This is a genomic window from Peptoniphilus sp. SGI.035, from assembly GCF_050315115.1.
Classification (GTDB): Bacteria; Bacillota; Clostridia; order Tissierellales; family Peptoniphilaceae; genus Peptoniphilus_A.
Map to the genome: position 1 here is coordinate 25469 of NZ_JBNPOJ010000013.1, position 22766 is coordinate 48234.

The following is a 22766-nucleotide window of genomic DNA, read 5'->3' on the forward strand; positions in this document are numbered from 1 at the left end:
TTTTTATTTTTCAAAAAGATAATCATGTAGATTTATGTTTTTTATATTATTAAAATGCTCTATTATTAATGACTGAAAAAATCTTGAATAGGAATTCATATACCTTTCTTTTTGGGTTATCAGTGAAATTGGTCTACGTACTGCAACTCCATTATGAAATAATGGAAATATATTCATATCGCTTGTTACATCTTCTTTTAAACAAATAAGTGTTGCATGGCTCACAAAGCAAGCTGATAAAGATTTCGAGCAAAAAGGCAAAATAAGTTGAGAATAGGTACTAGAAAAGTTTATTTTAGGTTCTAAGTTTTTTTCAATGAAGAAGCTTTCTATTCTATTCCCCAATCTATTTGACAGCATTGAAAAAGGAAGTAATTTAAAATCTTCAACATATGCTCCATTTTTTGATTTTTCTTTTATTTTTTCAAAATCATTTGGATAATATTCTTTTAATAACTTATCGGTAACACATAGGTATATTTGATCATCCATTAGCTTCAAGGATTTAATTTTTAGTCCAGGTCTTTCACTTATTACTATTGCAAAATCCAGCTCGTTGTTAACTATTAAAGGTTCTAAATTTTTTGAAATATCATCTATATAATTTATTTGAACATTAGGGTATTTTTGTGTAAACACCGGAAATATTTTTGGAAGAGATATTGTAGCTCTTGATATGCTGGCACCGAATTTTAAAGAGCCAGATAAATCTTCGTTAATATCTGAAAACATATCTTCAAGATCTCTATTCTTTATTAATAATTCTTTCGCAAATGCTAAAAGTTTTTCTCCAGCGTAAGTTAGAGTAACTTTTGGTTTTCTATTAATAAGCTTTATATTGTAATAACTTTCAAGAGATTTTATATTATTACTCAAGGTTTGTTGAGAAATAAACAACCTCTCAGAAGTTTTAGTAAAGTGCAAATCTTTAGATAATTCTACAAAATAGTATAAACTTAAAAAATTCATAATTACCTCCACAAGATAAACTTGTCAAAAAATGAAAAAAATCAAAATTGTCTTTAACATAGGTAAATGTTATCATAAATTTAAAGAAAAAACAATTGGAGGAAGATAAAGTATGAATGTTGGATTTGCTGGATTTGGCGAAGCATCTTATAGTTTGGCTAAAGGATTTATTAGTGAAGGGCTAAATAATATAAAAGCCTATGATGTTAATGTTTTCAATGACGAATATAATTCATTAATAAAAAAGAGAGCTGAAGAATTAAAAATTGAAGTAACGGATTCATATGAAGGGTTTTTTGATGATATAGATTATGTATTTGTTGCTGTTCCTGCTTTCGTAGCCTTAGACGTTTGTAAAGTAATAAGTAATTACATAAAAGAAAGTTGTTTATACGTTGATGTTAGTGCAAGTTCACCAGCAATAAAAAGTGAATGTAAAAAAATTTTAGAGAAAAACAATGTACATTATTTAGACGCATCTATGTTAGGATCATTACCAAAATTAAAACATAAAGTACCATTTTATGTTAGTGGTAAAAAAGCAAAAAAATTTATTGATGATTTTAAAAAATATGGGATGAATATTACTTATGTTAACGAACAGCCTGGTTCTGCAACTTCAATCAAATTGATAAGAAGTATATTTATGAAAGGATTATCTGCATTAATGACTGAATTAGTTATGGCTTCTGACAGTTATGATGTTTCAAAATATGTTCTAAATTCAATCAGTGACAGTATGGATGGAACAAGTTTTATTAGTCATTTAAATAGATTAGTAACGGGTTCAGCAATTCATGCTAAAAGGCGTGCTTTTGAATTAGGTGGAAGTATAGAAATGCTAGAAGAAAAAAATCTAAATTCATTAATGAGCGAGGCAACCAAGAAAAAACTTGAAATTTTAGCTGCCTATGATTTTTCAAAGGTTGCTGAAAAAGATAAAAAGACTTGGATTGATGTAGTAAACGTTTTAAAGGAGGAAAACAAATAAAATGTCAGTAGGAAAGAGAATTTTTTTAAAAAGAAATTTGCCAGATAAAGAATTAATTGAAGAATTTAAAAAAATCCCAGCATCTAATACTGGAGATGTAATGGGAAGAAATTCTGCAATGAACCCAAGAATTAAGTTAGTTAGTAGTCCTAAGGCGCAGATGATGTGTGGACCAGCATTAACAGTTAAATGTAGAGCAGGAGATAATTTAGCACTTCACGCAGCACTAAATATTTGTGAAGAAGGAGATGTACTTGTTGTTTCTAATGAAGAAGATAATACCAGAGCATTAATGGGAGAAGTTATGATGGCATATCTCTACGAGATAAAAAAGGTTGCAGGAATAGTTTTAGATGGTCCAATAAGAGATATTGATGAAATTGGTCACTGGGATTTTCCAGTATACTGTACAGGAACAACACCAGGAGGACCTTATAAAGAAGGACCAGGAGAAATAAATGTTCCAATCTCTTGTGGCGGTATTTCAGTAAATCCAGGAGATATAATTCTAGCCGATCCAGATGGAGTAGTTGTAATTCCTAAAAATGATGCGGAGTTTATTCTTGAAGATGCAAAGGAATTTAAAGCAAAAGATGAAATAAAATTAGTAAAGACTAGAAATCATGATATTAATAGAGATTGGGTGGATAAATTACTTGATGATAAAGAGTTTGAAATCATAAAAGACGTTTATAGTTTTTAAATAAATTTACATGATTAGGAGAATAAAATGTTAAATATTAAAAAGTCAAAAATTAAATCATTAGCCTGTTTGTTACTAGCTCCTTTACTTTTTACAGCTTGTAGTAGTGGAGGAAAAACAAAAGATGTTCAAGGCAAGGTTGGTAGTGATTATCCTAATAAACCAATAACAATGATAGTGCCATATTCAGCAGGTGGATCTTCTGATATAGGAACTAGAATGATGGCAAAAAGATTAGAAAAAGAACTTGGACAAACTATTGTTGTTGAAAATTATTCAGGGGCAGGTGGGTATGTAGGATGGAATAAATTATTAAAAGCAAAACCAGATGGATATACATTATCAATGATGGCACTTCCATATATTTCTGGATATTTAAATCCCGATAATAAAAAAGATGTTTCATTAGATGATATTACTCCATTAGTAAACCACGTTTGGGATACTACAGCGTGGGCAGTTAATAAAGATTCTAAATTTAAAGATTTAAATTCACTTTTAGAATATGTTAAGTCACATCCAGGCGAAGTTAAAGTAGGAACATCAGGAGCTTATACACAACATCATATTGCATTAATCGAACTTGAAAAACTTGGATATAAAATGGAAGCGGTACACACTGGCGGATTATCAGATTCTATATCAATGGCATTAGGAGGACATATTGATGTAGTATCAATGGGAGCTGGAGATGTAAAAAAACAAGTCGATGAAGGAGCGATGATACCATTAGCAGTTTTAGATAACGAAAAGTCGGAATATTTACCTGATGTTCCAACATTTAAGGAAGCATCTGGATTAGATATTAAAGCTTATGCTGCAAGAGGTTATGCAGGTCCTAAAGGAATGCCAGAGGATATAGTGAAAAAATTAGATGATGCATTTGAAAAAATAATTAATGATCCAGAACATGTTAAGGAAATGAAAGATCTTGGTCTTTCTGTTAAATACATGGATCATGAAGAATATATTAACTTTTTGAAAGATGTGGAAAAACAATATAAAGAAACTTTAGGGTGGTAAAATGAAAAAATATTTAAAATTAGATACCATTATATCTTTTATTTTAATATTAATTGCTACTATATTGTTAAATATCACTAGGGAATTTCCTGAGCGATCAGCTTTATTTCCTAGACTAATATTGATTTCAATGATTATTTTTAGTGTTCTTGTTATAATAGAGTCTATTATTAAAGATACGCATATTAAAAAAATAGGAAAAGAAAAATTCAAAAACGTAGTTATAATTACCATTTTGATTATTGGATATTATATTATTTCGAAAATTTTAGGTTTAATAATAGGGACTCTTTTATTTATATTGGTATCAACTAAATTTTTAGGGGAGAATAAATTTTTGAGAGCATTATTAATTGGTATTGCTTTTAATGTCATGATTTATTTGGTGTTTGTAAAATTTTTAAGTGTTCCAATACCATATAGACCTATATTTATGTGAAAGGAGATGAACTATGAGTTTGTTAACTGTAATGATGTCAATTTTCTCATTTAAAAATATGCTGATTATGTGCGGTGGTATTTTAATAGGGATTATAGGTGGAGCATTACCTGGAATAAGTTCAACTATGTGTGTTTCTTTATTGCTACCATTCACTTTTGCAATGAGTCCAGAAACTGGAATATTAATGCTAATGGCAATTTACACTTCAGCAGTTTATGGCGGTAGTATATCTGCAATATTGATTAATACTCCAGGTACGGGATCATCTGCTGCAACAGCATTAGATGGCTATCCTTTAACGAGTCAAGGTAGAGGTGGACAGGCATTAAGAATCTCTACATTAGCATCTGCAATAGGTGGAGTTGTAAGTGGTATAGCATTATTAATTTTAGCTCCGCCACTTTCACAAATATCTTTACTATTTGGTCCAAGTGAGTATATGCTGTTAGCTATAATAGGTCTTACGGCTGTTGTTACTTTAGCAGCAGATTCAGTTTTAAAAGGCATATTATCGGCTATATTTGGATTATTGTTGACTACTGTTGGTGTAGATTTTTCCATAGGATATCCTAGATTTACTTTTGGAATATTAGAACTCGATTCAGGGATATCTTTTATCCCAGCCTTAATTGGATTGTTTGCTCTTTCAGAAGTTTTAAAATTATGCGAAAATCCAAAAGAAAAAGGAGCAAGTGTTGCTGATTTTGAAGCTGACAGAATATTCCCTAATAGAGAAGACACAAAGGGACTATGGGGAACTATAAGTAGAAGTTCAATAATAGGTGTAATAATAGGAATACTTCCTGGTGCAGGTGCTGAAATTGGATCTTGGATTTCCTATAATACAGCAAAATCTTTATCAAAAGAGAAGGAAAAATTTGGCAAAGGAAGTTTAGAAGGGGTAGCGGCTTCTGAGACAGCTAACAATGCTGTTACTGGTGGAGCTTTAATTCCTTTGTTGACACTTGGAATTCCCGGAAGTTCAGTAGCTGCTGTCATATTAGGTGGATTATTAATTCATGGGCTTGTTCCTGGAAGAGAACTTTTTACAACTCATGCTCAAATGACTTATACAGTAATAATTGGATTTATTATAGCAAATATTTTAGTTGGATTATTTGGACTTGTATTAGTCAAACCATTTTCTCAAGTAGCAAAATTACCTAAAAAATATTTAACACCAATGATAGTTATATTCTGTTTTGTAGGATCATTTGCTTTAAATAATAGTATGTTTGACATTGTCATAATGATAATATTTGGAGTTTTAGGATATATAATACAAAAAGCAGGATTTCATCCAGCTCCAATTGTGTTAGCAATGGTATTAGGAGAGATGCTTGAATCTAGATATTTACAAACTTTCACAGTAAGTAACGGGAATGTACTGTCTTACATGTTTAGTAGACCTATTAGTATAGTCTTAATAGTAATAGCTATTATATTTCTAATTTCACCAATATTTTTTAAGAATGTAGAGCAGGGTTAAATATGGATATAAAAATAATAAATGGAAAAATAATTGATCCAAAAAATAATATAAACACAAAAAAAGACTTATTAATCGATAATGGGAAAATTATCGATATAGGAGACTTTAAAAATATTGAAACATTTAAAACAGTAGATGCTAAAGATTGTTATGTTGTACCTGGTTTAATTGATTATCATATACATCTCCAACCATTTTGTGAAATAGGGGTTCCTCCAGAAATTATTTGCTTTTCTTCAGGAGTTACCACAGCAGTAGATGCTGGAAGCAGTGGTTGCTCAAACTATGAGTCTTATAGACCTGCCATAGAAGCAAGTAATGTTAGAATTAAAGCCTATCTAAATGTTTGTTCTGGCGGAATGGTAACAAGTAGCTATGGGGAAAACATAGATCCTAGTAAATTTAATGAGAAAAAGATTGTAAAATTATTTGAAAAATATAATGAGGATCTTGTTGCTTTAAAAATTAGATTAGATAAAAGCCTTGTGCAAAACATGGGAATGGAACCTTTAAAAGCTGCAAAAAGAATTTCTGAAAAAATAGGGAAAAGACTTGTTGTTCATACGACTAATTCACCAATGAGTCAAATTGAAATAGCAAATGAACTAGGAAAAGGTGATGTTTTTACACATATGTATCATGATTTTGGAAACACAATTATTAATAATAAAGGTAAAATTTTTAAAGAAATCATTGATGCAAGGAAAAGAGGAGTAATATTTGATGCTGCAAATGCTCGTTTTCATTTTTCATTCAAAATAGCAAATAAAGCTTTCGAAAATAATTTTTTACCTGATATTATAAGTACGGACTTGACCAAAAAGAGTATTTATAAAAAGCCCCAAATTTTTAATATGATGTTTCTAATTTCTAAGTATTTAAACATGGGACTAAGCATGAGTGAAATAATTGAAAAATCGTCATACAATCCAGCTAAATTAATAAATATGGATGATAAAATAGGCAGTATTAGCAAAGGTTATTGTGCTGATATTGCTATAATAAAGGAAATTGATAAAGATGTTATTTATGAGGATTGGTCAGGTGGAAAGCTTAAAGGAAAAAAACTTTTAAAAAATATGATGACAATAAGAGAAGGAGAAATAGTTTTTCAAGACATTGAATTTTAATAGAATTTTCATAAAATAAATCTTTCATAAAAAAGTACAAGAATAGAACTAAGATAACCACGCAAAGTTGGACATAAATAACAATTTGGGAGGTTAGTTCAACATCTTGTGCTTTTTGTTTTTAAAAAAATTTTGAGGGTATATTAGGGATGAAGACTATTGTTATAAAGTGTTAAAGGAATGATATTATGAAAGGTAATGAACTAAAAAGAAAAGAACATGAAGCCGTAAGATGTGGTGTTGGTTATTATGATTTCACTCACCAAATTTTAGATGTCAAGGGTAAAGATGCAGCAACTTTTTTAGACAAAGTTTTTGTAAATGACATAAAAAATATGAAAAAGGGTCACGCACTTTATACTACAATGCTAAACGAAGATGGAAAAATCATTGACGATGTAATTGTTTTTAGGTTGGAAGAAGATAAATATTTGATTTCAACTCTATACATTGACAAGATGATTAAGTGGTTTGACAAGTTTAAAGATGGATGCGACCTTGATTACAAGGATATTACTTCAAGAGTTACAATGTTTGCTATTCAAGGACCAAAGTCAAGAGATCTTGTAAATAAAATTGTTGATGAAGACATTTCTAATTTAAAATTCTTTACTATCGAAGATAATTCTGTTGGCGACTTAGACATTATGGTTGCAAGGGCAGGTTTTACTGGTGAACTTGGATACGAACTTTATGTTGAAAGTGGCAAGAAAGAAAAGCTAGAAGAAAAAATTAAAGAATGTGGCAAAGAGTTTGGGCTTATTAATATTACAACGGATGTAATTATTGGAAGTTTGCCAGGAGAAAAGGGATATGTACTAATGAGTGACCTTAAAGGTACAAATCCACTTGAAGTTGGGTATGACTGGACAGTTCATTGGGACAGCGATTTTATTGGAAAAGATGCACTTCTTAAAGAAAAAGATAATGTAAAAAGGGATTTGTTAGGCTTTGAACTTTTTGAGGAAGGCGAAGTTGAAGCAGGGGATGCAGTTCTACTAGATGGTCGAGAAATTGGAAAAGTTACAAAATTTACCTATGGCTACACAGTTGAAAAGTTTATTGGCTACTGCTTAATTGAAAAAGAATGTGCAATAGAAGGTAAAGAAGTTGAAATTAAAACTAAAGATGGCGATATAAAAGCAAAATTATGCGACAGGGTTTTCTACGACAAAGAAAATAAAAGAGTAAGAGGATAAAATTTGGAGTCAGTTATCTGGCTCTTTTTTTATTGCATTTTTAAGCAACAATGGCGATCTATATCTAAACTTTACATAGTTTCACTATTATTTCACAGCTTGTAAAAGATTTTACACAAAATTTACAATAGTAATCTTTCAAATTTACAATATTTTTCTATAATGGCAGCGAAAGTAAAAATTATATTTGAAAGGAAGATAATAATGGAAATTAAAAAAATTGGCAAGGTTGGAATGATTCTTGCATTGGCAGCGTCTTTAGTTGCTTGTGGGGGAAACAAGAAGGAAGAAGCAGCTAATACTCCTAAAGAAAATGCTAAACAAGAAGAAAAGGGATCTAATGCGGCTGATCTTGGAACTATTAATGTAATTTCAAGAGAGCAAGGTTCAGGTACTAGATCTGCTTTTATTGAATTAACTGGTGTTCTTGTTAAAGATGGCGACAAAGAAGTTGACAACACTTATGCTGAAGCAGCAGTTCAATCTTCTACTGATGCAGTTCTTACAACTGTACAAAATGATAAGGCATCTATTGGCTATATTTCTCTTGGTTCTTTAAATGATACTGTTAAGGCAGTTAAAGTTGAAGGTGTTGAAGCTACTCCTGAAAATATAAAATCTGGAAGTTATAAACTTTCTAGACCATTTAATGTTGCTTACAAAGCTGACGTAGATGCAAAAGATAAAGACTTAATCACATTCATTATGTCAGATGAGGGACAAAAGATTTGTGAAGAAGAAGGTTATGTTGGAGATGCAAAAGGTGCTAAATACGAAGCAATTGACAATGATGCACATATTACAATTGCTGGTTCTACTTCAGTTTCTCCTCTAATGGAAAAACTTGCTGAAGCTTATAAAGCTAAAAACCCTAAGGTTCAAATTGACATTCAGTCTAATGGTTCTTCTGCTGGTATGACTGCAGCAATGGAAGGTACAGCACAACTTGGAATGGCTTCTAGAGAACTTAAAGATGAAGAAAAGAAGGCTCTTGAATTTACAGTAATCGCAAGAGATGGTATTGCAGTAATTGTTAATAAGGAAAATAGTTGCGAAAATCTAACAGTGGATCAACTTCAAAAAATCTTTACAGGTCAATTAACTGAATGGGCTGAAGCAGCTAAATAATTAGGTACAAGGAATGAATAGAATGGAAGATACTAATAAAAAAGTACTCCATAAAGAAAACCAAAGAAAAGCATTCACTAAGGAAGAGGTATTTAAATACTTCTTCCTAGTTTGTTCTGTATTGTCAATTTTCTTTTTGTTATTGATATGTATATTTATCTTCAAAGACTCTCTTGGTTTTATTGGAAAAATTGGAGTAGGAAAATTTATCCTTAACGACAGTTGGGCACCAATGAATGTGCCAGCAAGTTATGGAATTCTACCTATGATAATTGGTTCTATAATGATCACTGCTTTATCATGTATTGCAGCAGTTCCAGTTTCAATTATGGTAGCTTGTTATTTGGCATTTGATTGTCCAAAAAACATTTATAGAGTTTTAAAGCCTGCACTAAACTTAATGACAGGTATACCTTCAATTGTATATGGTTTTTTTGCCTTAACAGTTATAGTGCCAATTAATAGATCGCTTTTTGGTGGTACAGGCATGAATATGTTATCTGCATCAATATTGCTTCTGATTATGGTTTTGCCAACAATAATATCTATGGCAGAAGCATCTCTAAGAACTGTTCCACAATCTTTTTATCAGGGCTCACTTTCTCTTGGTGCAACTCACGATGAAACTATTACAAGAGTAATGATACCTGCTGCAAAATCTGGTATTTTTGCTGGAATAATTTTAGGGGTTGGTCGTGCAATTGGCGAAACAATGGCAGTAATATTAGTTGCAGGAAATCAAACTAGATTGACCTTAAATCCTCTAAAAGGAATTAGAACTATGACGACTAACATAGTGCTTGAAATGGCTTATGCAGCTGGAGAACACAGACAAGCTCTTATAGCAACTGCAGCTGTACTTTTTATTTTTATTTTGATTATCAATATTGGATTTTTTATAGTAAAGAGTAGGAGCGAAAACAATGGTTAAATTTATTACAATAGGAATATTATTATTTTTTGTCGCTCTAGTTTTTGGACTTCACTTTATAAAGGGATTATCTTTTTATAGGATAACTACTAGACTTTTCTCAGGAATGACTTTTGCAATTTTAGTTTTTATCGTTGCATTTGTAGTTTTTAAAGGAGCACTTTCCTTTAGACCAGATATGCTTTCGCTAAATTATACTTCAGAAAATGTATCCATGGGACCTGCGATTATCACAACACTTCTTACAGTTGTCCTTGCAATATTATTTGCATCACCAATTGGAATTTTTACTGCAATATTTTTAGTTGAATACACAGATGTTGAAAACAAACTTGTTAAGGCAATTAGACTTGCAACAGAAACTCTAGCAGGTATTCCGTCAATTGTATATGGGTTATTTGGTATGCTATTCTTTGGTCTAAAGTTAAAGATGGGCTTTTCAGTAATTTCTGGTGTATTGACAGTATCTATTATGATTCTTCCAATTATAATGAGAGCCACAGAAGAAGCACTAAAATCAGTTCACCCGTCAATTAGACAAGGTTCTTTTGCACTTGGAGCAGGTAAACTTAGAACAATTTTTAAAGTTGTACTACCAGTTGCTATCCCAGGAATTTTATCTGGAATAATTTTATCTATTGGACGTGTAGTTGGTGAAACAGCTGCACTTATGTACACACTAGGTACAGCAACATCACTTCCAACATCACTTAAATCATCTTCAAGGACATTAGCTTTACACATGTATGTGCTTTCATCTGAAGGTAAACATGTTGGAGAAGCTTATGCAACGGGAATGGTGCTTTTGTTACTTGTTCTTTTAATCAACTGGTCTTCTACTAAGCTTGCAGAAAAACTAAAGGAGGTAGAATAATGCAATCAAAGATGAATGTCAAGGATCTCGATTTATATTATGGAGATTTTAAAGCACTTCACAATATAAATTTAGAAATAAGGGAAAATGAAATTTTATCATTTATTGGACCTTCTGGCTGTGGTAAGTCAACACTATTAAAATGTTTAAATAGAATGAATGACCTAGTAGTGGGTTGTAGAATAGAGGGAGAGATAACTTTAGATGGCGAAGATATTTACGCCAAGAATTACGATGTAAACAAGCTTAGAAAAAGGGTGGGAATGGTATTTCAACAGCCAAACCCCTTTCCAATGAGCATTTACGAAAATATTGCCTATGGTCCAAAGACTCATGGCATAAAAAATAAAGCAGAGTTAGATGAAATTGTGGAGTCATCGCTTAAGCAAGCAGCAATTTGGGATGAAGTAAAGGACGATTTAAAAAAGTCTGCACTTTCAATTTCCGGAGGGCAACAACAAAGACTTTGTATTGCAAGAGCAATAGCAGTAAATCCTGAAGTAATTTTAATGGACGAACCAACATCTGCTCTTGACCCAATTTCTACAGGAAAAATTGAAGATTTAGCACAAGAATTAAAGGAGCAGTACACAATAGTTATGGTTACTCACAATATGCAACAAGCTTCAAGAATTTCTGACAAGACAGCATTTTTCCTTCAAGGAGTAATTGTTGAATATGGAAACACAATTGACATATTTACAAATCCAAGGGAAGAAAAAACAGAATTATATGTAACAGGAAGGTTCGGCTAATGAGAAAGAAATTTGATGAAGAATTAAGACATCTAAATAATTTACTTTTAGAAATGGCAATGCTAAATGAAACTGCAATTAAAAAATCAATTTCATTATTAGATAAAAAAGACGAAGCTATTGCAGAAGAAGTTTCAAATTATGAAGAAAGAACTGATGTCTATGAAGGCATTATTCAAAAACAATGTTTAAAAATTTTCGTTGAACAACAACCAGCAGCAAGTGATCTTAGAAGAGTATCTTCTGCCTTAAAAATGATTACCGACATGGAAAGAATTGGCGATAATGCTAGGGACATCGCAGAAATTTGTATGATGTTACCCGATGACTATGCCTCAGATAAATTTCCTCTAGTAAAACAAATGGCAGAAGCGACTATTACACTTTTAAATAAGTCCATAGATTCCTTTGTAAACATGGATATTGATTCTGCAAATAAAATTGACGACGAAGATGATGTTGTAGATAATTATTTTGTGATGATAAGAGATGAATTAATTGATATAATTAAATCAGATTTTGATCCCGCAGCTGCAATTGATATTATAATGATTGCAAAATACCTAGAGAGAATATCAGATCACGCTGTAAATATTGCTAAGTGGGTAATATTTTCTATAAAAGGATGATTTAATGTTAATTTATGTAGTAGAAGATGATACATCGATTTTAAAATTAATTGAATATTCATTGAGAAGCAAGGGTTACGATGTCTACTGCTTTGAAAATGGCAATGATTTTTTTGAAAAGCTTAGTGAAAAAAAACCGGATATTGTGCTTCTTGACATAATGCTTCCAGATATTGATGGAACAGAAATTTTAACTAAGCTAAAGGAAAAAGACGACACTAAAAATATTTGGGTAATGATGATTACAGCAAAGACTTCTGAGTACGATATTATTTCAGCACTAGATGGTGGTGCTGACGATTATATTAAAAAGCCTTTTTCTGTAATGGAACTTTTATCAAGAGTTGGTGCCATAGCTAGACGTGTAGGCACTTCTGAAAAAGATAAAAATATTTTAGAATTTAACGGCATTGTCATGAATAATTTAAAGAGAACTGTTACAATTGACGGCGAGCAAGTGGATTTTACTTTTAAAGAATATGAACTTTTAAAATACTTGATTTTAAATAAGGAAATAGTCATCTCTCGTGAAAAACTTCTAACTTATATCTGGGGTTACGATTATGAAGGCGAAACAAGAACTGTGGATATGCACATAAAACTTCTTCGCGATAAATTACAGGAAAAAAGAAATTATATAAAGACAATTAGAGGCGTGGGCTATATGCTTTCAACGAAGGATTGACATGAAAAATAGATTTTTTAGATATTTACTTGGAATATCGCTTCTCACGCTTTTTCTCTCAACTATTACTTCCATGTTTATCTATTATTATGTCTATGTAGATAGATCAAATAGAGACCTTTCAAATATAGTCATCACCATGGGCGAAACTTTAAATAAAATTGATGATGACGAAAATTATCTAGTTGACGTGGCGAAAAAGAAAAGAGATTTTAGAATTACTTTAATAAAAGAAGATGGAAATGTAGTTTACGATTCAGCTGAGGATGCAAAGTTTCTTCCTACGCACAAGGATAGACCAGAAGTTATTAAGGCACAAAAAGATGGCTTTGCACAAATTGAAAGATTTTCAACGACTCTTTCCAAGGATGTTTATTATGTAAGCTTAAAACTTGAAGACGGAAGTATTTTAAGAGTGTCAAGAGAGATGGAAAACCTCCTTGGCACCTTTACAAAAGTTCTTCCCATAGATATTTTAATGTCGCTTCTTGTATTTGGCATTGCAATAGTAGTTTCAGGTAGACTTACGAAAAAAACCTTTGAACCTTTAAATAATTTAAATGAGGATTTACTTACAATTGACACAAATAAAGTTCCAGAGATAAGTCCCTTTATTCAAAAAATTAATAAGCAAAACAAGACTATAAAGGAGAATTTCAAGGAGATTAGTCGAGAAAGGGACACCATTGAAACCATTTTGAAAAATATGAAAGAGTCGCTTATTATAATCGATGAAAATAAAAACTTGCTCTCTGTGAACAATTCTGCGAGGGAACTTTTTAATTCAAAAAGAAAACTCATTGGAGAAAATATTTTAAATTTAATAAGAGATGATGATCTATTAAAATTAATTGACGACGCCTTAAAGGGTTCTAGCGTAGAATCTGTTACTAATATTGGAGATAGGGAATTTAAATTTTATGTCAATCCAGTATTTGAAGACAAAAAAGTTAGAGGCGTGGTAATTTTATTTATCGATGAAACTGAAGAGATTAGAGCATTAAGATTAAGAGAAGAATTTTCATCTAATGTAAGTCATGAGCTGAAGACACCACTTACATCAATATGTGGCTTTTCAGAACTTTTAGTGAATGGAATGGTAGACGACGACAACAAGGAAGAGTTTTACAAATTAATTTATGACGATTCAAAAAGACTTTTAAATTTAATCGAAGACATTATGAAAATTTCTGGGATTGAAACCGCAGAATCTTTCTCTCGTGAAGAGATAAAATTGAAGAATCTTATAAGTGACATTTTAAGAGCTCAAAGAAATTTAATTGACGAGAAAAATATTACCGTTACTTTAGAAGGCGATGGGCTTGTATTTGAAAACAAAACTATGATGTGGGAACTCTTTGCAAACATTATAAATAATGGACTAAAATACAATAAAGATGGCGGAAAGCTTGACATAAAAATCACTGAGGATGAAAAAAATCAAGAAATTTTTATTACAGACACAGGCATAGGCATTCCATCAAAGAATCTAGCAAGAATTTTTGAAAGATTTTATCGCGTAGATAAATCAAGGTCTAGAAAAATTGGCGGGACAGGTCTTGGACTTTCCATAGTAAAGCATGTTTTGCAATCCATTGACGGAAAGCTAGAGATAAGTTCAAAACTTGGAATAGGAACTCAATTTAAAGTAATTTTAAAAAAAGATAGAATAGAAAATAAATAAATAAAATAATAAATTTTAATAACTCCTAAAGACTTGCTCAATGAGTCAGTTTTTTTAACATTTTTTAAAAATATTAATTTATTCTAAGTGAATATTTTTAATTATTAAAAAAATTAAATGATAATATTATCTTAAAAAAGAGGAGGCTATTATGAAAAAGAAATTAATTAATTTAGGATTAGGTTTTGTTGCAGGAGCTATTGGTGGAAAAATTCTTTCATCAAAAACTGCAAAAAGAATTGCAGTAACAACAGTTGCTGAAGGACTTAAAATTAAAGAAGGAATTGACAAGGGTGTTGAAAGTGTAAAAGTTTCAACTGAAGACATTGTTGCTGAAGCAAAAGTCAAAAAAGCTGAAGACGAAAGAAAAGAAGCTGAAAGAAAAGCGAACTTAGATATTGAAAAAGTTGCTAAGGAAGGCGAAGAAACTTCAGAAGAAGCTGAAGTAGAAGAGTAATATGATTGCAACTATTGCCAGTAGAACTCTAGGCAGGAGTCGTTTTTTATACGATGATGTGCTTAGAGACTGCGATGTAAATAAATTAAAATACAAAATTGAAGAACTATCTGGCGTTAAATCTTGTAAGATTTCTCCTCTCGCAAATTCAATTACGGTAAATTATGAAGAAAAATATTTGCCGAAAATTGCAAAGTTTATTTTAGAATTTAATTTAGAAGATCTAAAAGATTTTGAAATTGATGATGTAGATTTTGTACCTCAAGAGGATAGAGAACTTTTCCACATTCTTCGAGATGCTATGTATAGGAGAATTTTCTTTGCGCATATTTTGCCAATGCCTCTTAGACCAATTGGAATTTTAATAAAGGCGATACCTTATATTAAAGCTGGGTTAAGAAGTATAAGAAATAGAAAATTAGACGTGGCAATTTTAGATGCAACAGCTATTGGAATTTCTATACTTGACGGAGAATTTGGAGACGCAGGAAATATTATGTTTCTACTTGGACTTGGTGAAGAGTTAGAAGAATATACTTTAAAAAAATCAAAGGAAGATCTTGCTCAATCATTAAAGTTAAATGTAGAAAAAGTTTTTGTAGTTGATGGCGACAAAAAATATTTAAAAAAATTAGAAGAAGTAAATATTTCCGAAGTCGTAGAAGTGAATATGGGCTCTACTATACCTGTTGACGGTGAAATAGTTAAGGGTTTTGGCATGGTAAATGAATCTTCACTTACTGGAGAATCCCTTGCAGTGAAAAAAACTGAAGGAAAAACTGTATTTGCAGGTACAGTCTTAGAAGAGGGAGCAATTCTCGTTAAAACTACTAAAAAATACGATGAGTCGAGAATAAATCACATAATTGAATTAATTGGAGAGAGTGAAAAAAATAAATCTCTTGCAGAGAAAAAGGCAGAGTCTATAGCTGATTCAATTGTAAAATACTCATTTTTAGGAGCAGGAATAACTTATTTATTAACGAGAAATTTCATCAAAGCAAAATCCTTTTTGATGGTAGATTTTTCATGTGCATTAAAACTTACAATACCAATTGCAACTATGAAGGCAATTTCATCTGCATCAGAAAGAGAAATTCTTGTAAAGGGCGGAAGGTATTTAGAAAAACTTGCTCAAGCGGATTCAATTATTTTTGATAAGACGGGAACTCTCACAAAGTCAGAGCCAAAAGTTGAAAAGGTAATTGCATTTTACGACAATGACGAAGATGAATGTTTAAGGATAGCAGCTTGTCTTGAAGAACATTTTCCACATTCAATAGCTAATGCAGTGGTAAAAGCCGCAAAAGAAAAAAATTTGAATCACGAAGAAATGCATTCAAAGCCTGAGTATATTGTGGCACATGGAATAAAATCAAAAATTGGCGACAAAGAAGCTCTAATTGGTTCAGCTCATTTTATTTTAGAAGATGAGAAAATAAAAATTGATGAAGAGCAAAGAAACAAAATTGATGAACTAAAAGAAGATTATTCCCTATTGTATCTTGCTTTTGATGAAAAATTAATTGCAGTAATTTGCATAGATGACCCAATTCGTGAAGACGCAAAATATACAATTGATTCTCTTAGAAAACTTGGATTTACAAGAATTGCAATGCTAACAGGAGATGCAGAAAATTCTGCAAGAGCTGTTGCGGAAAAACTAGACCTTGATTATTATAAAGCCCAAGTCTTGCCAGAGGATAAAAAAGAATATGTAGATAGTGAAAAAGAAAGTGGAAGAACAGTTGTCATGATTGGCGACGGAATTAATGATTCCATTGCACTTTCATCTGCAGATGTTGGCATTTCAATGCACGAAGGAGCAGATATTGCAAAGGAAATTGCAGATATATCAATAAAATCAGACTCCCTAAAAGAACTTATTGATGTAATAAAAATTGCAAAGGAATTGGAAAAAAGAGTCCACAGAAGTTACAGGAATATTGTGTCCTTTAACGGAGCCCTAATTGCACTTGGAGTAACAGGATATTTGACAAATACAAACTCAGCTTTTCTTCACAACGCATCCACAGTTGCCATTGCTGGAAGAAATATGAGGGAATATAGAGTTTAAATTTTAAATTAAAAAATAAGGCCAGCTTAGGCTTTATTTTTTTACTTTAGATTTAGTAAATCAAAAAATTTAATAAAAAAAAGAACCCGAAGGTTCTAATTCTTATCTTTTGTCAATAATTTTAATATTTCAGAATAAATATTTTCTGCATTCTTTTTAAAGTTTGCAGATATTTTTTTTGCCATTAATAAATCGGCTACTTCGATTTTTAAATCTAAGACATCAATTTCATCGTCTTTAATATTTAGATGGGCATAACTTGTGCCCTTTTCTTCATAAATTTCTGATGTTATTGAATTTTGAAGTAGCAATTCATGGCGATATTTTTTCATTTTTTCGTCTAAAAACTTTATATTTTCCTTTGGAATTTTCTCGTAAAAAATATTTAGAGTCTTAACGCCATCATCAGATAGATAATATTTTTTATCTCCATCAAAGAGGACTAAGCCCGTTGATTCCAATTCCTTTAAATACTGTTTGAAGTAAAAGTAATTAAAGAGTTCAATATCTAATACAAAATAGCTAAGGTCATTTTCCTTTAGTTTGTGGTTGAAGTTATCTATTATGTATAGAATTAATAATTTATTTAATGCAAGTTCAAAAGAACTTTTTTTCATAAAATCACCTTCTCTTAAATTATACCAGAGATATTGCGATAATGGCAATTAAAGATGAATTTTTGCCATTTTTTGATATAATGTAAGTGGAGGAATTATGGAAAGACAAATATTATTTTCTCGCGAAGAGATAAGAGAAAAAGTAAAAAGCCTTGGCAAAAAAATTAGTGCCGACTTCGATGACGATTTCGTAGTCATTTCTCTTTTGAGAGGAAGCTTTATTTTTGCGGCAGATTTAGTTAGAGAGATTGATAAATTAGTTGAAATAGATTTTCTAACAACTTCAAGTTATGGACATAGTGAAAGTTATAGCGGAGAAGTGAGGTTTTTGACAGATTTACGCACAAATATTGAGAACAGAAATGTTTTAGTTGTAGACGATATTTTAGACACTGGCAACACTCTTTACGCAGTGAAAGAAAAACTTTTGACTTACAATCCAAAGAGTTTAAAGACTTGCGTGCTTTTAGATAAGCCTTCAAGACGAGAAGCAGATGTGAGTGCTGACTATGTTGGTTTTGAAATAGAAGATATTTTTATAGTTGGTTATGGTTTAAACTATGGCGATTATTATAGAAATGTGCCATATATCTATACTTATAAGGAAAAAAATGAGAAATTTTAAAAAGAAAAATCTAAATGTCATGAGCGTCAACACATTGACTCTAGTGCTGGCAATTATTTTCTTAACAGTTGGTTTTAACATTCAGGAAAAACTTAGCTTTTGGGGTACATTTATTACGGAAATTTTTATAATTTTACTTCTTGCAATTTTAATTTCTTCTACGGGAGATATTAGAGAAGTTTTAAAAATTAAAAAAATTTCTTTTGAAAGCATTTTAAAGACAATTTTACTTGTAATTTTGGCATACCCTGTCATTCTTCTATTAAATGGAATTTTTTTGTCGCTTTTATCAAATTTTATTGAGTACAAAAATTTTCCTATGGAGATAATGTTACAAAATGTCCCAATTTTTAATTATTTAATATTTATGTGTCTTGTGCCGGCGATTTGCGAAGAAGTTTTCTTCAGAGGTACCCTTACAAATGCTTATAATGTCTATGGCGAGAGGTTTGCCATAATTGTATCAGCTTTAGTTTTTGCACTATTTCACTTTGACATACAAAATTTTATTGCGCCTTTCTTGTTGGGACTTTTGTTTTCAAGTTTAATTGAAGTTACAGGCTCAATTATTCCTGCAATATTGGCTCACTTTGTCAATAATGTAATTGCAGTTTTGACTGCTAGATATGTCAACGAAAGGCTTTTTGAATTTTTGAGAAAGACGAAGTTATCTCGCGAGATTGGTTCTCTTGAGCTTTTAATAATTATTATATTAATTGTAATTTCAATTTTTTCAGTAATTTTAATTAGGTATATTTTAAAAAGTTTAAAAGAAGAAAATAATAAGGACAAAGAAATAAAAATTAGATATAGAGATGTGGAAGGCATTGATTTATTTAACTTTGTGCCAATAATTGCCCTTGTTATTTTGTATTTCATCTATCACTACATTGTTTTTTAGGAGGTAGGAAATGGATAAGATAAAAGAAGCAGCTAATTTAATTTTAAAGTCAAAAAAAGTTTTCGCACTAACTGGTGCTGGCATTTCTACTGACTCAGGCATCCCTGACTTTAGATCTTCCACAGGGTATTATTCAAAGATGGATCCAACCCTTGCACTTTCAAAGGACAGACTGTTAAACCATCCAGAAATTTTTTATAAGGAAGGTTACAAAATTTTGGAAGATTTAAATGACCAAGAACCAAATGGCGGTCATAAAGCTCTTGCAAAATTAGAAGAATTAGGATATTTATCAGGGATTATCACGCAAAATATAGACAACCTTCACGCAAAGGCTGGTTCAAAAAATATTTACGAAGTTCATGGCGAAACTCGTGGCACACATTGCATGAATTGTGGCAAGGAATATCCCTTTGCAGTGATGCGTGAAAAAGTGGAAAAAGGAGAAATACCACCTAAATGCGACAAATGCGGCGGAACAATTAGACCAAATGTAGTTATGTTTGGCGACATGATGCCCGACGATTTTGAAAGGGGAGCGAGGGAGCTTGACGACACTGACACTCTAATAGTAGTTGGTTCATCCCTTACAGTTTCTCCAGTAAATTTTTTGCCAAACTATGTTGACCACTTGATTATAATAAATAATGATCCAACGCCTATGGATCACAGAGCAGATGTAGTCATCCACGAAAATTCTACAATTGTTTTACAAGAAATTTTAAAGGAGATTGAAAGCAGAAGATGATGTACGAAGATTTCGCATATTTTTACGACAAACTCATGTACGATCTTGACTATGAAAAAATCTATAAATTTATTAAAGAGGTTCTAGGGAAAAAGTCTCTAGAACCTATGTTAGTTTTAGAAATGGCTTGTGGAACAGGTGCCCTTACAGAGAAGATTACAAGGGATTATAAGGTTCACGCCTTTGATTTATCTGAAGATATGCTTAGCGTATGTGAAAATAAAATAAGAAATAAAAATTTAAAATTATTTAAACAAAATATGGCGGGGTTTTCTGCACCTTCAAATTATGATGCAATATTTTCCGTTGGCGACAGTTTAAATTATGTAACTGATGAAAAAGATTTTGAATCTGCCTTAAAATCTAGCTACCAACACTTAAATGAAGATGGAATTTTTATTTTTGACTTAAACACAGAATACAAATTTAAAAATATTCCGCCAGTTACAGTGGACGAAGTGGATGATGTCCTATACATTTGGGAAAATATTTACGATGACGGAAAAAAATTAAATACCTATGGAGTTAATTTTTTTAGAAATATAAAGGACAATGATTATAAAAGATTTTACGAGGAGCATTTTGAGAGAGCCTACGACTTATCTTTTGTAAAAAACTTATTAGAAGAAATTGGATTTTGTGAAATAGAAGTTTATGACGACTACGAATTTAAAGATGTGAAGGAGACAACTTCAAGATACACAATTATTGCAAGGAGGTAATATGGGATATATTTTAAGAGCAATTGACGAAACTGAAACAATAAAAATTTCTGCTGCCATAACTACTGATGTGGTAGAAGAGGCAACTAAAATTCATAAATTATCAAAGACTACAAGTGCTGCACTAGGTAGAGTTTTAACTGCGGCATCAATTATTGGTTCTTGGCAAAAAAATGAAAAGGACTCAATAACTCTTTCTATTAATGGCGATGGACCTGCGGGAAGAATTGTCGCAACTTGTAAAAACGACGGCTTCGTAAAGGGTTATGTTACAAATCCAACAGTAGATCTTCCAATAAGGGAAAGCGACGGCAAGATAGACGTGTCTGGAATTGTAGGCAAGGGGAATTTAACTCTTGTCATGGATACTGGAATGAAAAAACCTTATACGGGAACAGTAAACTTAACTACGGGAGAGATTGCCGAAGACCTTGCAGTTTATTTTCTTCAATCTGACCAAGTTCCATCTGCAGTTGGTCTTGGAGTATTAGTTGACGTAGACTATTCAATAAAAGCTGCAGGCGGATTTATTATTCAGTTAATGCCCGATGCAACTGAGGAGCAAATTTCAAAACTAGAGGAAAATTTAAAAAATCTTCCAAGTGTTACTTCAATTTTAGATGAATATCACGACGCAGAAAAATTAATTGAAATTTTAATGAAAGACATAAATTTTAAAATTCTTGAAAAGAGAGAAATCACTTATAAATGTAATTGCTCTCGAGAAAAAGTTGAAGACGCAATTATATCTGTTGGTCCAAAAGAAATTGAAGAGATTTTGCGCGAAGACAAAAAAGCTGAAGTTAGCTGTTATTTTTGCGACAAAGTTTATAATTTTGATGAAAGTGATTTAGAGAGAATGTTAAAAAAAGCCAAGGACATAAATAAAAATCGCGATGTAATTATTCAAGATAATTTTTAATGCCAATGTGCAAATTTTTACTTTAAAATATAAAAATCTTAGCTAGTCTTAATAGATTTTTAATTATAGATAAAGTAGAAGCTTATCCTATTGGAACTTTTAAAATGGGGATAAATAGCTTAGAAGTTACAAAGACAGAAGAAGGACTTTTCAAAGTCTAATCAGTAAAGTGAGGTAGAAGAGGATGTCAGATTTAACAAAGGAGAACAAGGAAACAATACAGAGAGTAGAACTTCATAGAAAAATTTGGGCAATCGCCGATGACGTTCGTGGGGCAGTAGACGGATGGGATTTCAAACAATATATACTAGGAATTTTATTTTATAGATTTATTTCCGAAAATATTACTGAATTTTTTAATTCTGCCGAGCACGAAGCTGGGGACTTAGACTTTGATTATGCCGAAATTTCTGATGAAGAAGCAGAGTGCGATTTTAGACCAAATACTGTTGAAGATAAAGGTTTTTTTATATTGCCCAGCCAATTATTTAAAAATGTTGTTAAAACTGCTAGAGATAACGAAAATTTAAATACAGATTTAGCTAATATATTTAAATCAATTGAAGGCAGTGCAGTAGGCTTTGCATCAGAAGATGATATCAAAGGCTTGTTTGAAGATGTAGATACAACAAGTAATCGTCTAGGAGGAACAGTAGCAGAAAAAAATAAAAGACTAGCGGATATATTGACAGGCATAGCAGAAATAAATTTTGGCAACTTTCAAGATAATGATATAGACGCCTTTGGAGATGCCTATGAGTATTTGATTTCAAATTATGCCAGCAACGCAGGTAAATCCGGCGGCGAGTTCTTCACTCCACAAACAGTATCAAAACTTTTGGCAAGGCTCGTAATGGATGGAAAAACAAACATTAATAAAGTATACGACCCTACTTGCGGGTTTCGTGTCATAATAGTGATAGAGGCAAATAGTTATGTAAATATAAGGAGTTCAAGACTTCTACCAAAGTTTAAAACTCAAAAAATAAATAGTTGGTGTGCTGCTTAGAGTATCCATTTTAATAATGAATATTGTAAATAGCATACCAATAGAACTAAAGA

General features: G+C 31.4%; 24 protein-coding genes. 22 read left to right on the forward strand and 2 right to left on the reverse strand.

Going from position 1 to position 22766, the window contains the following annotated elements:
* Positions 1 to 3 precede the first annotated feature (3 nt).
* On the reverse strand, positions 4 to 969 hold the full coding sequence (locus tag ACQRC6_RS06920) for a LysR family transcriptional regulator (protein WP_427848313.1): 966 nt from the start codon (positions 967 to 969) through the stop codon (positions 4 to 6).
* 112 nt (positions 970 to 1081) lie between these two features.
* Here ACQRC6_RS06920 and ACQRC6_RS06925 point away from each other — a divergent pair, with 112 nt between their 5' ends.
* From ACQRC6_RS06925 to ACQRC6_RS07000, 16 genes are all read left to right on the forward strand, one after another.
* The gene (locus ACQRC6_RS06925) at positions 1082 to 1960 is read left to right on the forward strand and encodes a DUF1932 domain-containing protein (RefSeq protein WP_427848314.1); all 879 of its coding nucleotides are present in this window, start codon (positions 1082 to 1084) and stop codon (positions 1958 to 1960) included.
* 1 nt (position 1961) lies between these two features.
* Positions 1962 to 2663: an RraA family protein gene (locus ACQRC6_RS06930; RefSeq protein ID WP_427848315.1), complete on the forward strand. Its 702-nt coding sequence runs from the start codon at positions 1962 to 1964 to the stop codon at positions 2661 to 2663.
* A gap of 27 nt (positions 2664 to 2690) precedes the next feature.
* Positions 2691 to 3686 (forward strand): tripartite tricarboxylate transporter substrate binding protein, encoded by a 996-nt coding sequence (locus tag ACQRC6_RS06935; RefSeq protein ID WP_427848316.1) that lies wholly within the window; start codon positions 2691 to 2693, stop codon positions 3684 to 3686.
* Position 3687: 1 nt separating this feature from the next.
* Positions 3688 to 4125 carry a tripartite tricarboxylate transporter TctB family protein gene (locus tag ACQRC6_RS06940; protein WP_427848317.1) on the forward strand — a complete coding sequence of 146 codons (438 nt, stop codon included), beginning with the start codon at positions 3688 to 3690 and terminating at the stop codon, positions 4123 to 4125.
* Positions 4126 to 4138: 13 nt separating this feature from the next.
* Entirely contained in the window at positions 4139 to 5617 is a 1479-nt protein-coding gene (locus tag ACQRC6_RS06945; protein WP_427848318.1) for a tripartite tricarboxylate transporter permease, read from the forward strand.
* A 2-nt stretch (positions 5618 to 5619) separates the two neighbouring features.
* A complete protein-coding gene (locus tag ACQRC6_RS06950; protein WP_427848319.1) occupies positions 5620 to 6750 on the forward strand; it encodes an amidohydrolase family protein in 1131 nt (376 codons plus the stop codon).
* A 188-nt stretch (positions 6751 to 6938) separates the two neighbouring features.
* Entirely contained in the window at positions 6939 to 7949 is a 1011-nt protein-coding gene (locus ACQRC6_RS06955; RefSeq protein WP_427848320.1) for an aminomethyltransferase family protein, read from the forward strand.
* 204 nt (positions 7950 to 8153) lie between these two features.
* Complete coding sequence (locus ACQRC6_RS06960) at positions 8154 to 9077, forward strand: substrate-binding domain-containing protein (RefSeq protein ID WP_427848321.1); 924 nt, start codon at positions 8154 to 8156, stop codon at positions 9075 to 9077.
* Between the two features lie 22 nt (positions 9078 to 9099).
* Positions 9100 to 10008, forward strand: a complete 909-nt coding sequence (pstC, locus tag ACQRC6_RS06965; protein WP_427848335.1) for a phosphate ABC transporter permease subunit PstC — start codon at positions 9100 to 9102, stop codon at positions 10006 to 10008.
* Positions 10001 to 10882, forward strand: a complete 882-nt coding sequence (gene pstA / locus ACQRC6_RS06970; RefSeq protein WP_427848322.1) for a phosphate ABC transporter permease PstA — start codon at positions 10001 to 10003, stop codon at positions 10880 to 10882. Before pstC ends, pstA begins: the two co-directional genes overlap by 8 nt.
* The gene (gene pstB, locus ACQRC6_RS06975; protein ID WP_427848323.1) at positions 10882 to 11637 is read left to right on the forward strand and encodes a phosphate ABC transporter ATP-binding protein PstB; all 756 of its coding nucleotides are present in this window, start codon (positions 10882 to 10884) and stop codon (positions 11635 to 11637) included. Before pstA ends, pstB begins: the two co-directional genes overlap by 1 nt.
* Positions 11637 to 12266, forward strand: coding sequence for a phosphate signaling complex protein PhoU (gene phoU / locus ACQRC6_RS06980; protein WP_427848324.1), 630 nt, complete (start codon positions 11637 to 11639; stop codon positions 12264 to 12266). The genes pstB and phoU overlap by 1 nt, the downstream gene beginning before the upstream one ends.
* A gap of 4 nt (positions 12267 to 12270) precedes the next feature.
* On the forward strand, positions 12271 to 12951 hold the full coding sequence (locus ACQRC6_RS06985) for a response regulator transcription factor (RefSeq protein WP_293558584.1): 681 nt from the start codon (positions 12271 to 12273) through the stop codon (positions 12949 to 12951).
* A 1-nt stretch (position 12952) separates the two neighbouring features.
* Complete coding sequence (locus ACQRC6_RS06990) at positions 12953 to 14635, forward strand: ATP-binding protein (protein ID WP_427848325.1); 1683 nt, start codon at positions 12953 to 12955, stop codon at positions 14633 to 14635.
* Positions 14636 to 14786: 151 nt separating this feature from the next.
* Complete coding sequence (locus ACQRC6_RS06995; protein WP_427848326.1) at positions 14787 to 15092, forward strand: DUF6110 family protein; 306 nt, start codon at positions 14787 to 14789, stop codon at positions 15090 to 15092.
* A 1-nt stretch (position 15093) separates the two neighbouring features.
* A complete protein-coding gene (locus ACQRC6_RS07000) occupies positions 15094 to 17169 on the forward strand; it encodes a heavy metal translocating P-type ATPase (protein ID WP_427848327.1) in 2076 nt (691 codons plus the stop codon).
* 95 nt (positions 17170 to 17264) lie between these two features.
* On the opposite strand, the gene ACQRC6_RS07005 is transcribed toward ACQRC6_RS07000, so the two are convergent.
* Complete coding sequence (locus tag ACQRC6_RS07005) at positions 17265 to 17786, reverse strand: DUF4364 family protein (protein ID WP_427848328.1); 522 nt, start codon at positions 17784 to 17786, stop codon at positions 17265 to 17267.
* Between the two features lie 97 nt (positions 17787 to 17883).
* Here ACQRC6_RS07005 and hpt point away from each other — a divergent pair, with 97 nt between their 5' ends.
* The 6 genes from hpt to ACQRC6_RS07035 all read left to right on the forward strand — a co-directional run bounded on the left by hpt (position 17884) and on the right by ACQRC6_RS07035 (position 22713).
* Positions 17884 to 18411, forward strand: coding sequence for a hypoxanthine phosphoribosyltransferase (gene hpt, locus ACQRC6_RS07010; protein WP_293558578.1), 528 nt, complete (start codon positions 17884 to 17886; stop codon positions 18409 to 18411).
* Complete coding sequence (locus tag ACQRC6_RS07015) at positions 18398 to 19312, forward strand: CPBP family glutamic-type intramembrane protease (protein ID WP_427848329.1); 915 nt, start codon at positions 18398 to 18400, stop codon at positions 19310 to 19312. The genes hpt and ACQRC6_RS07015 overlap by 14 nt, the downstream gene beginning before the upstream one ends.
* 10 nt (positions 19313 to 19322) lie before the next feature.
* Positions 19323 to 20060, forward strand: a complete 738-nt coding sequence (locus tag ACQRC6_RS07020; RefSeq protein WP_427848330.1) for an SIR2 family NAD-dependent protein deacylase — start codon at positions 19323 to 19325, stop codon at positions 20058 to 20060.
* Entirely contained in the window at positions 20057 to 20782 is a 726-nt protein-coding gene (locus ACQRC6_RS07025) for a class I SAM-dependent DNA methyltransferase (protein ID WP_427848331.1), read from the forward strand. Before ACQRC6_RS07020 ends, ACQRC6_RS07025 begins: the two co-directional genes overlap by 4 nt.
* 1 nt (position 20783) lies before the next feature.
* The gene (gene hslO / locus ACQRC6_RS07030; protein ID WP_427848332.1) at positions 20784 to 21704 is read left to right on the forward strand and encodes an Hsp33 family molecular chaperone HslO; all 921 of its coding nucleotides are present in this window, start codon (positions 20784 to 20786) and stop codon (positions 21702 to 21704) included.
* A 184-nt stretch (positions 21705 to 21888) separates the two neighbouring features.
* Complete coding sequence (locus tag ACQRC6_RS07035; RefSeq protein WP_427848333.1) at positions 21889 to 22713, forward strand: type I restriction-modification system subunit M; 825 nt, start codon at positions 21889 to 21891, stop codon at positions 22711 to 22713.
* The last annotated feature ends 53 nt before the right edge of the window (positions 22714 to 22766 follow it).

What these genes read in the sequence shown, in the direction of transcription:
- ACQRC6_RS06930 (WP_427848315.1), top strand. Translation starts at nt 1,962, where the DNA reads ATGTCAGTAGGAAAGAGAATTTTTTTAAAAAGAAATTTGCCAGATAAA.
- ACQRC6_RS06985 (WP_293558584.1), top strand. Translation starts at nt 12,271, where the DNA reads ATGTTAATTTATGTAGTAGAAGATGATACATCGATTTTAAAATTAATT.
- pstA (WP_427848322.1), top strand. Translation starts at nt 10,001, where the DNA reads ATGGTTAAATTTATTACAATAGGAATATTATTATTTTTTGTCGCTCTA.
- ACQRC6_RS06950 (WP_427848319.1), top strand. Translation starts at nt 5,620, where the DNA reads ATGGATATAAAAATAATAAATGGAAAAATAATTGATCCAAAAAATAAT.
- ACQRC6_RS07005 (WP_427848328.1), bottom strand. Translation starts at nt 17,786, where the DNA reads ATGAAAAAAAGTTCTTTTGAACTTGCATTAAATAAATTATTAATTCTA.
- ACQRC6_RS06955 (WP_427848320.1), top strand. Translation starts at nt 6,939, where the DNA reads ATGAAAGGTAATGAACTAAAAAGAAAAGAACATGAAGCCGTAAGATGT.
- hslO (WP_427848332.1), top strand. Translation starts at nt 20,784, where the DNA reads ATGGGATATATTTTAAGAGCAATTGACGAAACTGAAACAATAAAAATT.
- ACQRC6_RS06935 (WP_427848316.1), top strand. Translation starts at nt 2,691, where the DNA reads ATGTTAAATATTAAAAAGTCAAAAATTAAATCATTAGCCTGTTTGTTA.
- ACQRC6_RS06995 (WP_427848326.1), top strand. Translation starts at nt 14,787, where the DNA reads ATGAAAAAGAAATTAATTAATTTAGGATTAGGTTTTGTTGCAGGAGCT.
- ACQRC6_RS06960 (WP_427848321.1), top strand. Translation starts at nt 8,154, where the DNA reads ATGGAAATTAAAAAAATTGGCAAGGTTGGAATGATTCTTGCATTGGCA.
- phoU (WP_427848324.1), top strand. Translation starts at nt 11,637, where the DNA reads ATGAGAAAGAAATTTGATGAAGAATTAAGACATCTAAATAATTTACTT.
- ACQRC6_RS06990 (WP_427848325.1), top strand. Translation starts at nt 12,953, where the DNA reads ATGAAAAATAGATTTTTTAGATATTTACTTGGAATATCGCTTCTCACG.
- hpt (WP_293558578.1), top strand. Translation starts at nt 17,884, where the DNA reads ATGGAAAGACAAATATTATTTTCTCGCGAAGAGATAAGAGAAAAAGTA.
- ACQRC6_RS07035 (WP_427848333.1), top strand. Translation starts at nt 21,889, where the DNA reads ATGTCAGATTTAACAAAGGAGAACAAGGAAACAATACAGAGAGTAGAA.
- ACQRC6_RS06925 (WP_427848314.1), top strand. Translation starts at nt 1,082, where the DNA reads ATGAATGTTGGATTTGCTGGATTTGGCGAAGCATCTTATAGTTTGGCT.
- pstB (WP_427848323.1), top strand. Translation starts at nt 10,882, where the DNA reads ATGCAATCAAAGATGAATGTCAAGGATCTCGATTTATATTATGGAGAT.
- pstC (WP_427848335.1), top strand. Translation starts at nt 9,100, where the DNA reads ATGGAAGATACTAATAAAAAAGTACTCCATAAAGAAAACCAAAGAAAA.
- ACQRC6_RS07000 (WP_427848327.1), top strand. Translation starts at nt 15,094, where the DNA reads ATGATTGCAACTATTGCCAGTAGAACTCTAGGCAGGAGTCGTTTTTTA.
- ACQRC6_RS07015 (WP_427848329.1), top strand. Translation starts at nt 18,398, where the DNA reads ATGAGAAATTTTAAAAAGAAAAATCTAAATGTCATGAGCGTCAACACA.
- ACQRC6_RS06920 (WP_427848313.1), bottom strand. Translation starts at nt 969, where the DNA reads ATGAATTTTTTAAGTTTATACTATTTTGTAGAATTATCTAAAGATTTG.
- ACQRC6_RS06940 (WP_427848317.1), top strand. Translation starts at nt 3,688, where the DNA reads ATGAAAAAATATTTAAAATTAGATACCATTATATCTTTTATTTTAATA.
- ACQRC6_RS07025 (WP_427848331.1), top strand. Translation starts at nt 20,057, where the DNA reads ATGATGTACGAAGATTTCGCATATTTTTACGACAAACTCATGTACGAT.
- ACQRC6_RS06945 (WP_427848318.1), top strand. Translation starts at nt 4,139, where the DNA reads ATGAGTTTGTTAACTGTAATGATGTCAATTTTCTCATTTAAAAATATG.
- ACQRC6_RS07020 (WP_427848330.1), top strand. Translation starts at nt 19,323, where the DNA reads ATGGATAAGATAAAAGAAGCAGCTAATTTAATTTTAAAGTCAAAAAAA.